We start from the raw sequence: 11,410 nt of genomic DNA, 5'->3' as shown, positions 1-11,410 counted from the left end.
GAAAAGCCATTAGTTATTATTTATATTTCAAAATAATAACTAATGGCTTTTCTATATAGAGATATACTAGTACTTTTAACTATAAAAAATATCATTTTTAAGTATTAAATAAATTATATGTTAATCTAAACTTTTAAAGTAATATAAACTATAAATTCTATTGGAAATATTTTTTAAAATTTACTAACATAGTTATATTTAGCATAACATACTAACCATGTTTTGTAGAATTTTAAGATGAATCAAAAATTTAAACTTACCCTTAAAAATAGAGTTTATATTTGTATTGAGAAATAAATTTATGGAGGTAATAGAAATGAATTCAACTCAGCTAAAGATTTTTGCTATGATAACAATGCTTTTAGATCATATAGGTACTGTTTTTTATCCGCAAATTATGATTTTTAAAATTATAGGTCGGTTGGCTTTTCCTATATTTTGCTATTTTATTGCTGAGGGCTATATAAAAACAAGAAATAGAAAAAAATATGCTTTAAGATTATTAATAATTGCTTTAATATCTCAATTACCGTTTATTACCGTATTTAGACAAGCTTTTGGAGAAAACTTTCTAGCACTAAACACTATTTTTGATTTATTTTTAGGGCTTATAGCTATATGGCTATATGATAGTTTAAAGTTAAAACATAATATTATCATCATTTGGAGGATTGCAATTTTAGCATTTTTCCTGCGTATAGATGGAGATTTTATGGGAATATTTATGATATACTTTTTCTTCAAATATCATGATAATTTTAATAAAATGGCTAAAAAGCAGATACTTCTTATAGGTATCTCTCAAATAATTTATATGTTGTATATGTTAGCTTATGGTGTTCCATTAATAGCACTTTTAAATCTCCAAATGTGGGAACAACTTTTTTCTATATTAGCTCTTATACCAATAAAATATTATAATGGTAAAAAAGGTAAGAATATAAAATATGCATTTTATGTATTTTATCCTCTTCATCTTTTAGTTATTTATCTTATAAAGATAAATCTATAAACAAAGAAATTGCATAAAAATTATGCAATTTCTTTGTTTATGTACAATCTTTAATTTTTTATAAAGCTCAAAAGTAATATTTTATATTGTAATTTCTAATAAATTGATCATATTTTATATAGAAAAACCGATAATATTTATATAAAGATTATTGATTTTTTATTTATTTTGTATAGTATAATAAATTTAGAAAAGAAATTTTAATATTGTAATTTAATTTGTTTTTTATATGAAAAACCATTAAAAAATTAAGGCAATAGAAGGGATGATAATTTTATGAAAGATTTTGATATAAATGATATTGTTGAAACTAAAAAAACTCACCCTTGTGGAAGTAAGAGATGGAAAATTATAAGAATGGGCGCTGATATAAAGATAAAATGTCTAGGATGTGAAAGAATAATTATGCTTCCTAGAAGTAAATTTGAAAGTTCTATAAAAAAGGTAATAAAAGAAGGCGAAGAATAAATAAGTTTATTTATGGGGCATAATTAAATAAATTCCTAAATATGTAGAAAATTCTACATAAAATAATAATTATTTATATTTTACTTGATTTTTTAATTTTAAAATGGTAAAATGTATTGATGTAATCCCTGCTGTGTATAGCACAGCCGTTAGTCCGAGGGGAGGAGGTGAAACTAATGAGAGCATATGAAACTATATTCATATTACACCCATCATTAGACGAGGAAGCTGTTAAAGCTAATATCGAAAAATTTAAAGGTGTAATAGAGAACAATGGTGGAGAGATCGAAAATGTTGACGTTTGGGGTAAGAGAAAGCTTGCTTACGAAATCGCAAAAGTTAATGAAGGTCACTACACTCTAATCAACTTCAAATCAGAAGCTGACTTACCTAAAGAGTTAGATAGAGTATTCAGAATCAATGACACTGTTATAAGACATATCATAATCAATCCAGAAAACTAGTAGGTGGTGTTTTTATGAATAAAGTTGTTTTAATCGGAAGATTAACAAAAGACCCAGAGTTAAAATTTACTCCAGGTACAGGAACAGCTGTAACCACTTTTACTGTTGCCGTTAACAGAAGATTTAAGAAAGAAGGGCAACCAGAAGCAGACTTCATTCCAGTAGTGGTTTGGGGAAAGCAAGCTGAGAGCACTGCTAACTATATGAGTAAGGGTAAACTTATAAGTGTAGCTGGTAGAATAGAAACTCGTTCTTATGAAGCAAAAGACGGTACAAGAAGATATGTAACTGAAGTTGTTGCTGATGAAGTTCATTTCCTTGAATGGGGAGAAAAATCATCAGATATGAATACAAGAACTAACAATTATGACCACGGCGGATTCCCACAGGATGATCTTGTATCAACTGATATAACTCCTATGGATGATGGCGAGGACATTCCATTTTAATAGGTAAGGAGGAGAGCGTAATGGCAATGGATCGTAAAAAAGGCGGAAATAGAAAAAGAGCTAAAAGAAAAGTTTGCTCATTCTGTATAGATAAAGCTACAGCTATTGACTATAAAGATATAAATAAATTAAGAAAGTACGTTACAGAAAGAGGTAAAATATTACCAAGAAGAATTTCTGGAAACTGTGCTAAGCACCAAAGAATGTTAACTGTATCTATCAAGAGAGCTAGAAACATAGCTTTATTACCATTCACAACAGAATAGTAAATAAAGTAAAGCAGCAACCGAAAGGAAGCTGCTTTTGTTTTATATAGAAATTGATTTTAAATAAATGTTAAATATAGAGTTGTAGGTTTAATTTGAATTTTATAGTATAATATAAACCATAATATGTAAATGGCTATAATACATTAATTAATTTATAAATATATTTATGTAACTTTATAAATTATAATAAAATGCTCCTAATGTCAATATCTTATTGCATAAATATTGAAAAAAAACTAAAATAGATTTATAGCTTAGGAAAGGATTGGGGATATGAGAAAAGAAGATTTTAATATCATGTCTAGTGTAAAGATTATTGAAAATTTAAAAGCTGAGCTGTTATGTGTTATAGGAGATTTTTTTAAATTGCTAAGTAAAGGTAGCAATGTAGCTCAAGATGCTATTTTAGATTGCATTTCAGGTGCAATAATAATATTGTATATGTTAGCGGAAAGGCTAGGATATTCTCATTTAGCAGTAGATGAGAGTATGAAAAGAAAGCTTAAATTAGGAATAGTTGAAGAAGATAACTTAGAAAGAGAAGGTAAAGATTTAAGCAAGCTTTACAATCATTTAAAAGAGAGAAACTAACGGAGGAAAGAATGAAAGATCAAAAATATAGCACTAAATCTATAATGGAAGCAGCATTTATGTCAGTATTTATAATTATTCTAATTATTATGACAGCATATGTTCCAGTATTGTCTATAGTAGGAACAGCACTTCTTCCAATACCAATTACCGTACTTTATTTAAGACAAGACTTTAAGACTACTATTAGTTGTATTGTAGTTAGTATTATTTTAACCTGCTTTGTAATAAATCCTATAACAGCAATTACAGCTGCCTTAGATTACGCTATTGTAGGTTTAACTTTAGGATATTGTATTAAGTCAGAAAAAAGTTCATATTTTACTCTAATAGCGTTAATTTTATCAGGAATTTTATCTACTGTACTAACTTTATTATTTACAATATGGCTAGTTGAAAAGAAAAGCATAATGGATTTCTTGAATAATTTTTTCATAACTACATCGCAATATATGAAGGAATCTTTAGAACTTACTAAAAAAGCTTATTTAGATATGGGGATTTCTGAAGAACGTCTTATATTTATGGATCAAATGGAAAAGTTTTTAACTAAGGATGTTCTTATAGGATATATTCCCATAGGTATAGCATTTTACAACTTTATTTCTGCCTATATTAATATGACTATTAGTAGGGTAGTTTTAAGCAGATTAAAAGAAAAATCAGTTAATGTTCTTTCTTTTACGCATTTTTATATAACTAATTTATTTGGAGCATTGTTAATAGCTTTAGTTTGCTTATCAATTATTCTTCAATCTAAGGGCATAATAAATGGTAATTATATACTTATAGCAACATCTGGATTTGCTATAATGACCTTTGCAATAAATGGTGTAGCAACAATTAGCTATTATTTAATTCATAAAAAGAAATTTTCCAAGACTTTAACCTTTATTATAATAATATTTACTTTTTTCTTAAAACTAACAAATATATATATTTTAGTAGGAATAGGAGAAATGATTCTAGATTTTAGGAAGCTAGATCCATATAGAATATTAAGAAGGTAAAGGAGCTTTATATGAAAATTAAAGAAGAAAATTACAGTTATTTTACTAATAATAATAAGCTTTATATGGTTGTAATAGCTTTGTTTATACTACTATTGTTTTGGTTAAAACATTATGAAATAGCGTTAATTTCATTAGTGTTTTATTTAATATTAGTTGTATACAATGTAAAGAATTCAAAGGTTAAAAACTATGAGTGGAAAAAGTTTATAGAAAACATATCTTCTAAGATGGATGTAGCTACTACAAGTACACTTTCAAACCTACCATTTCCATTAATAATGATAAGTGGAAAAGGAAATATACTTTGGTATAACCAAAATATTTCTGTAAAACTTGATGGAAAACAAATAATAGGTGAAAGTATAAAAGAAGTTGTAAAAGAATTTAACGTAAAGCAGATATTAGAAGGTAAGAAAAATTCTTATAAGGCAGTAAATATTGCAGATGATTATTATGATATTTATACTAATGTAGTAGATACTGAAATTTCTCAAAGTGAAAATGATAAAATAGTACTTTTATACTTTTATGATGTAACTGAAAAAATTAAGTTAATAAAAGATATTAGTGATAATAAAGAAAGTGTCATATTAATTGAGGTAGATAATTTAGATGATGTGATAAAAAATACAGTAGAAGATAGTGCTCCTCAGCTTAAAGCAGATATTGAAAGAACAATAAATAGCTATGGTCAAAATCTTAATGCTATGATTAAGAAATATCAATCTAATAAATATGTACTTACGGTCCAAGACAAGTATATTGAAAAAGAATTAGAAAAAAAATTTGATATTTTAGATAATGTTAGAGAAATAAATGTTGGAAATAAATTAGCAGTAACATTAAGTATGGGTATTGGTAGAGGAGGAAGTACTCCAGCCCAAAATCTAGAATTTGCAGAAGCTGCAAAAGATTTAGCATTAGGTCGTGGTGGAGATCAAGCAGTTGTAAAAAGTTTTGAAAAATTATCTTTCTATGGAGGAAAAACTAAAGAGATAGAGAAGAGGACTAAAGTAAGAGCTAGAGTAATAGCTCATGCACTACTTGAACTTATAAACGAAAGTAGTAATGTTTATATTATGGGACATAAAAACCCTGATCTTGATTCTATAGGAGCTGCTGTAGGACTATACAGTACTGTAAAATCTATAGGAAAAGAATGTAATATTGTATTAGATGAACATAATAATTCAATTAAAGAGTTATTGGTGAGACTAGAAAAAGATGACGATTACAAAGAAACTTTTGTTAGTGTTGAACAATGCTTAGATTATAAGGATGATAAAAGTATATTGATTCTAGTTGACGTTCATAACGAAAGTCATGTACTATCAATGGATATAGTAAATAATTTTGAAAGAGTAGTAATTATAGACCATCATAGGAAGGCTAAAGATTATATTCAAAATACTTTACTAAGCTATATAGAAACTTATGCATCTTCAACTTCCGAATTAGTTACAGAAATTCTACAATATATGGTTGAAAAGCCATCATTAAAACCAGTGGAAGCAGTAAGCTTACTTGCAGGAATTTGCTTAGATACTAAAAATTTTCATTTTAAGACTGGAGTTAGAACCTTTGAAGCAGCAGCTTTTTTAAGAAGGTTAGGTGCTGATACTACTGAGGTTAAAAAGATTTTTAGTGAGGATTTAAATCATTATATTTTAAGAACAGAGATAATGAAAAATGCTAAAATTGATAATGGATTAGCAATTGCACAGTGTCCACCAGATATAGAAAATACTGTATTAACTGCACAAGCAGCGGATGAACTGCTAAATATTACAGGTATCCAAGCATCCTTTGTTATTGTTAAAATGGGATTAGATGCATATATTAGTGCAAGATCTCTTGGGGATATAAATGTGCAAGTTATACTTGAGTCCTTAGGTGGTGGTGGTCACTTAATGATGGCTGGTGCCAGGATAAAATCTGTAACTTTAGACGAAGCTGAGGAAATGCTAAAAGAAGCTATAGATAAATACTTAAGGGAAGGTGAAAAATAATGAAAGTTATATTATTACAAGATGTTAAGGGAGTAGGGAAAAAAGGGGATGTAGTAAATGCATCAGATGGATATGCAAGAAACTTTTTATTCCCTAAAAAATTAGCTCAAGAGGCAAATGATGCCAATATGCATGTTTTAAATAAAAAGAACGAAGCTGAAAGAAAGAAAAAGTTAGCTGAAATAGAGGCGGCTCAAAAATTAGCAGCAGATCTTAAAGATAAGGAAGTTAAAATAACAGCTAAATCTGGAGATAATGGAAGATTATTTGGAGCTATAACAAGCAAGGATATAGCTACAGCCTTAAATAAACAATATAATGTAGATATTGATAAAAAGAAAATAGTAACAGATACAATAAAAACTATGGGAGCTTTTGAGATAGAAGTAAAACTATATCCTGAAGTATCTACTAAAATTAAGGTTGTTGTTAGTGAACAGTAGTAATTTTATAAACTGAAGGGAGGAAACGCTTTAGTAGGTGTAGTGCTTGGTACACTTACTAAAGCGGATTAAATTTGAATATATTATCAGTTAATGACCTGTACAGTAACGATATGGATAAGATATTACCACTTGATATGCAGGTAGATGTATTATACGAATTGATGTATAAGGTGATAGAAGAAGGCACTATAAAGTCAAGAATAGTTAAATTTAAGCTTCAAAAACACATAGATAGTCATGATGTTAATAGAAGATTATATGCAGCAAATAAGATTATAAGTAATGGAAAGGGCATAGATATTGTTCCTAATAGCGCTAATATGTCAGAGGTGTTAGAAGAGACAAGCAAACTGTTAGCAGATATAGTTGCTAAAAGATATGTTCAAAATAAAATAGAAAAAGATGTTGAGCAATATTTAATAGAGAAACAAGATAAGTATGTAGATGAGGTAAGACTTTCAATAATTAAAAAACAAAAGGGTCCTGAAAATGCAAAAACCCTTAGAAAGTATGCAGAGCTTGAGATTTTAGACTCTAAAAAACTTACTAAAAATATAATGTCTATGCTAAGACCTGAAAGTTTTTCAGAAATCATCGGACAAGAAAGAGCAATAAAATCATTGATATCAAAAATGGCTTCTCCATATCCTCAGCATATTATACTATATGGACCGCCTGGAGTAGGAAAAACTACTGCTGCAAGATTAGCCTTAGAAGAAGCTAAAAAGCTTAAGCATACTCCCTATAATGAAGATGTTAAATTTGTTGAAGTAGACGGAACAACATTAAGATGGGACCCTAGAGAAATTGCAAATCCTCTTTTAGGTTCTGTCCATGATCCAATCTATCAAGGAAGTAAAAGAGATTTAGCAGAAGTGGGAATTCCTGAACCAAAGCCAGGCTTAGTTACAGATGCTCATGGTGGAGTATTATTTATTGATGAAATTGGAGAATTAGACAGTATTCTTCAAAATAAATTATTAAAGGTTTTAGAAGATAAGAGAGTTGAATTTTCATCTTCTTATTATGATCCTGATGATGAACAAACTCCAAAGTATATAAAATATTTATTTGATAATGGTGCACCAGCAGATTTTGTACTTATAGGGGCCACTACTAGAGAACCTAGTGAGATAAATCCAGCATTAAGATCAAGATGTACTGAAGTGTATTTTGAACCATTATCGCCAAGAGATATAGAGAATATAGTTAAAAATGCTGCTAATAAGCTTAATGTTAACCTTGAAGAAAATGTAGCTAAAGAAATTAGCAGATATACTATTGAAGGAAGAAAAGCTGTAAATATATTAGCTGATGTTTATGGTTATGTATTATATAATAATGATGATGATAGTAGTTATAGAACTACAATAACCATGAAAGCTTTACAGGAGGTTATATCTATTAGTAGATTAAAACCTTACGAAGAAGTAGTGCTTACTAATGATAAGGAAATAGGTCAAATTTATGGTTTAGGAGTAGCTGGATATTTAGGTTCAACCTTAGAAATTGAAGCTTCAGTTTTTGAAGCTAAAACTAAGGGGGCAGGAGTAGTTAGGTTTAATGAAACCGCTGGAAGCATGGCAAAAGATTCAGTGTTTAATGCAGCATCAGTAATAAGAAAAATTACAAATAAAGATATTAAGGATTATGACATACATGTTAACGTAGTTGGAGGAGGAAATATAGATGGCCCTTCAGCCGGAGTAGCTATAACTGTATGTATTATAAGTGCGTTACTAGATAAACCATTAAGGCAGGATATAGCAATTACAGGAGAGATATCACTGAGAGGAAAGGTTAAGCCAGTAGGGGGAATATTTGAAAAAGTATATGGTGCTAGAAGAAAAGGCATCAAAACAGTTATCATTCCTAAGGATAATATAAATGAAGTACCTCTAGGACTTTCAGATATACAAGTTATAGCTGTATCAACTATAGAAGAACTATTAGAGATTGTATTTTAATATATATTCGAATATAATTTAAATTAAAAAATTAATTATAACCCTGCTATAACTTTTATTAGCAGGGTTATAATTAATATAAGAGTGTTTAAGGAGATGATGTCATGAACGCACCTCTTAGAAGTATGCCTCATAATCTTGAAGCAGAACAATCCGTTCTAGGGTCAATGCTTATAGATAAAGCTGCCATTGCTGCAGCTGCTGAGACTTTAGAAGGTGAAGATTTTTATAGAGATTCACATAAAATTATATTTAAATCTATAAAGGAGTTATATCAAAAGGATATACCTGTAGATATGATAACTTTGATAGAGCATTTAAGATCCACAGAAAAGCTAGATGAGGCAGGAGGAATATCTTATATTACAGAAATAAGTGGTTCTGTACCTTCTACTGCCAATCTTACCTCTTACATACAGATTGTTGAAGACAAGTCAACTTTAAGAAGGCTTATTAGAAGTGCAACAGAGATTATAGAAACAAGCTACAATAAGCAAGATGATGTTGATGCAGTAGTAGATTTAGCAGAAAAAAATGTATTTAATATATCAGAAAAGAAAAATACAAGTGATTTTGAGCCTATGAGCACTGTACTTGAAAGAGGCTTTGAAGAAATAGAAAGAATTTATAACAATAAAGGAGAAACTACAGGTGTACCATCTGGATTTAAAGATTTAGATGAAAAGACATCAGGATTTCAAAGTGGTGATATGGTTCTTATAGCAGCTAGACCTTCTATGGGAAAAACTACTTTTGCATTAAACTTAGCTCAACATGCTGCGCTTAGAGCAGGCAAAAGTGTTGCTATATTTTCTTTAGAGATGAGCAAAGAGCAATTGGCCTATAAACTTTTATGTGCTGAAGCAAATGTAGATATGCTTAAGTTAAGAACGGGAAATCTTGATGAAAGAGATTGGGAAAATATCGCAAGGGCTTCTGGACCACTGGCGGATGCAAAAATATTTATAGATGATACAGCAGGTGTATCTATAATGGAGATGCGATCTAAATGTAGAAGATTAAAGATGGAGCATGGAATAGATATGATTTTAATAGACTATCTTCAGCTTATGAGTGGAAGTGGTGGAGAAAGTAGACAACAGGAAGTTTCAGAAATATCAAGAAGTATAAAAGCTATTGCTAAGGAGCTGAAGTGTCCAGTAATAGCATTATCACAGCTTTCTCGTGCACCTGAACAACGTGCTGACCATAGACCTATGCTTTCAGACCTTAGAGAATCAGGCTCTATTGAGCAGGATGCTGACCTTGTTATGTTCTTATACAGAGATGAGTATTATGACAAAGAAAGTGAAGATAAAAACGTAGCTGAATGTATAATTGCTAAACAAAGAAACGGCCCTGTAGGTACAGTAAAATTAGCATGGCTTGGACAATATAGTAAGTTTGGATCATTAGATATAATCCATAGGGAGTAGGAAACTACTTCCTTTTTATATGCCTAAAATCATAAAAAGGCTAGACTTATGAACAATTTAAAAAAATAATGCCAAGAAGTTTATGGAAATTAAGATTATTATTGGATAAATATTATTACATAAATGAAAATTTGAAACTCCATATCAGGGAGAAATGAGGGGTTACACTATTATTCTTAAATGCATGGATTTTTATATAAAAATTGTAAAATTTGTTCTTATATTCTGATTTATGTATTTATTCTGGTTATGTTTGGTTATATAGGAAAGGATTTAATAATGAATTTTAAGATAAATACAATTATACTTAAAACCAAACATTAAATTTCTTTATAAAAAATACATAGGGGGGAAATTTTTATGCTAAGAAGAAAAAATAATGTAGTAGTAATACTTATAGCTTTAGCTACTGTATTAGGTGGGTGCAGTAATGCTAAACAAGATACGGAGACATCTATTAAGGATGAGATTCAACAAGAATCAAAAATTGCAGAAAGTAAAATAAAAAGTGATGATAAAAAAGAGGTTAATAATAAAACTTTAAGTAAACAAGTATCAGATAATAAGGTTGAATCTAATAAAGTAGATGATAATAAAAACTCAACTAGTGAAGTACAAGAGTATACAGTAGCTGTTAATAAAACTGTAGAACAAAGCAAGCCAGTAACAGATAATAAAAAAGTTGAAGAAAGCAAAAAGCCGGCAGCTTCACCAGTGAAAAAAGAGACTGTAAGTTCAAATAAAAATGCCGCTAAATCGAATGTTAAATCAACTCCTAAATCAACTCCAAAGCAAACTTCAAAGCCAGCTTCTAAACCGAAAACGGAAACTACAAATAATACTGTAAAATCAGGTAACTATGAATATCTAAACGCAGTTGAAGATGAAGTTTTAAGATTATGTAATATAGAGAGAGAAAAACAGGGACTAGCCCCACTTGTTATGGAAGAAAAACTAAGAGGAATAGCTAGAATTAAATCTGCTGAAATGTTAGAGAATAACTTCTTTGATCACAATTCTCCTATCTCTGGAAGTCCTTCTAATTTGATGAAAATTAATGGTTATACAAATTGGACAGCCTCTGGTGAAAATATTCAAATGAGTCAAGGTAGAGATAAAGCTAGTGTTACAGCTAGTTACATAGTTGGACAGTGGATGAATTCACCTGGTCACAGAGCTAATATATTAAATAAAGAATTTAAGAAAATAGGTGTAGGTATAGTATTTAGAGATTCAGATTTAAAGGCATATGAAACTCAACTATTTTCTAACTAGACCATATGAAA

General features: G+C 29.3%; 12 protein-coding genes. All 12 read left to right on the top strand.

Translation table 11 applies throughout. The annotated features are described in order from the left end of the window. Positions 1-316 precede the first annotated feature (316 nt). The 12 genes from B3603_RS22580 (at position 317) to B3603_RS22525 (ending at position 11,399) form a co-directional block, all read left to right on the top strand. Entirely contained in the window at positions 317-1,012 is a 696-nt protein-coding gene (locus B3603_RS22580) for a TraX family protein (protein WP_291569097.1), read from the top strand. 276 nt (positions 1,013-1,288) lie between these two features. Further along, positions 1,289-1,480: a DUF951 domain-containing protein gene (locus B3603_RS22575; protein WP_291569096.1), complete on the top strand. Its 192-nt coding sequence runs from the start codon at positions 1,289-1,291 to the stop codon at positions 1,478-1,480. A gap of 176 nt (positions 1,481-1,656) precedes the next feature. Beyond that, complete coding sequence (gene rpsF, locus B3603_RS22570) at positions 1,657-1,944, top strand: 30S ribosomal protein S6 (RefSeq protein WP_291569101.1); 288 nt, start codon at positions 1,657-1,659, stop codon at positions 1,942-1,944. Positions 1,945-1,958: 14 nt separating this feature from the next. Next, positions 1,959-2,393, top strand: coding sequence for a single-stranded DNA-binding protein (locus B3603_RS22565; RefSeq protein ID WP_291569095.1), 435 nt, complete (start codon positions 1,959-1,961; stop codon positions 2,391-2,393). A 20-nt stretch (positions 2,394-2,413) separates the two neighbouring features. Then, positions 2,414-2,659 (top strand): 30S ribosomal protein S18, encoded by a 246-nt coding sequence (rpsR, locus tag B3603_RS22560; RefSeq protein ID WP_291569094.1) that lies wholly within the window; start codon positions 2,414-2,416, stop codon positions 2,657-2,659. 276 nt (positions 2,660-2,935) lie between these two features. Then, a complete protein-coding gene (locus B3603_RS22555) occupies positions 2,936-3,253 on the top strand; it encodes a MazG-like family protein (protein WP_291569093.1) in 318 nt (105 codons plus the stop codon). Positions 3,254-3,264: 11 nt separating this feature from the next. Further along, the gene (locus B3603_RS22550) at positions 3,265-4,263 is read left to right on the top strand and encodes a DUF2232 domain-containing protein (RefSeq protein ID WP_291569092.1); all 999 of its coding nucleotides are present in this window, start codon (positions 3,265-3,267) and stop codon (positions 4,261-4,263) included. 11 nt (positions 4,264-4,274) lie between these two features. After that, complete coding sequence (locus B3603_RS22545; protein ID WP_291569091.1) at positions 4,275-6,275, top strand: DHH family phosphoesterase; 2,001 nt, start codon at positions 4,275-4,277, stop codon at positions 6,273-6,275. Beyond that, positions 6,275-6,718: a 50S ribosomal protein L9 gene (gene rplI / locus B3603_RS22540; RefSeq protein ID WP_291569090.1), complete on the top strand. Its 444-nt coding sequence runs from the start codon at positions 6,275-6,277 to the stop codon at positions 6,716-6,718. The genes B3603_RS22545 and rplI overlap by 1 nt, the downstream gene beginning before the upstream one ends. 113 nt (positions 6,719-6,831) lie before the next feature. Further along, positions 6,832-8,688 (top strand): Lon family ATP-dependent protease, encoded by a 1,857-nt coding sequence (gene lonC / locus B3603_RS22535; RefSeq protein WP_291569100.1) that lies wholly within the window; start codon positions 6,832-6,834, stop codon positions 8,686-8,688. Positions 8,689-8,792: 104 nt separating this feature from the next. After that, a complete protein-coding gene (locus tag B3603_RS22530) occupies positions 8,793-10,124 on the top strand; it encodes a replicative DNA helicase (RefSeq protein WP_291569089.1) in 1,332 nt (443 codons plus the stop codon). 360 nt (positions 10,125-10,484) lie between these two features. Then, a complete protein-coding gene (locus B3603_RS22525; protein ID WP_291569088.1) occupies positions 10,485-11,399 on the top strand; it encodes a CAP domain-containing protein in 915 nt (304 codons plus the stop codon). Positions 11,400-11,410: the final 11 nt, after the last annotated feature.

Source organism: Clostridium sp. UBA2485 (genome assembly GCF_002341865.1).
Taxonomy (GTDB): Bacteria; Bacillota; Clostridia; order Clostridiales; family Clostridiaceae; genus Clostridium_J.
Note: the sequence above shows the minus strand (reverse complement) of the source record. Positions and strands in the feature narration are given on the sequence as shown.

Excerpts from the sequence above, each read along its gene's own strand:
- rpsF (WP_291569101.1), top strand. The coding sequence starts at position 1,657 with ATGAGAGCATATGAAACTATATTCATATTACACCCATCATTAGACGAG.
- B3603_RS22545 (WP_291569091.1), top strand. The coding sequence starts at position 4,275 with ATGAAAATTAAAGAAGAAAATTACAGTTATTTTACTAATAATAATAAG.
- B3603_RS22525 (WP_291569088.1), top strand. The coding sequence starts at position 10,485 with ATGCTAAGAAGAAAAAATAATGTAGTAGTAATACTTATAGCTTTAGCT.
- B3603_RS22530 (WP_291569089.1), top strand. The coding sequence starts at position 8,793 with ATGAACGCACCTCTTAGAAGTATGCCTCATAATCTTGAAGCAGAACAA.
- B3603_RS22555 (WP_291569093.1), top strand. The coding sequence starts at position 2,936 with ATGAGAAAAGAAGATTTTAATATCATGTCTAGTGTAAAGATTATTGAA.
- rpsR (WP_291569094.1), top strand. The coding sequence starts at position 2,414 with ATGGCAATGGATCGTAAAAAAGGCGGAAATAGAAAAAGAGCTAAAAGA.
- lonC (WP_291569100.1), top strand. The coding sequence starts at position 6,832 with ATGGATAAGATATTACCACTTGATATGCAGGTAGATGTATTATACGAA.
- B3603_RS22550 (WP_291569092.1), top strand. The coding sequence starts at position 3,265 with ATGAAAGATCAAAAATATAGCACTAAATCTATAATGGAAGCAGCATTT.
- B3603_RS22580 (WP_291569097.1), top strand. The coding sequence starts at position 317 with ATGAATTCAACTCAGCTAAAGATTTTTGCTATGATAACAATGCTTTTA.
- B3603_RS22565 (WP_291569095.1), top strand. The coding sequence starts at position 1,959 with ATGAATAAAGTTGTTTTAATCGGAAGATTAACAAAAGACCCAGAGTTA.
- B3603_RS22575 (WP_291569096.1), top strand. The coding sequence starts at position 1,289 with ATGAAAGATTTTGATATAAATGATATTGTTGAAACTAAAAAAACTCAC.
- rplI (WP_291569090.1), top strand. The coding sequence starts at position 6,275 with ATGAAAGTTATATTATTACAAGATGTTAAGGGAGTAGGGAAAAAAGGG.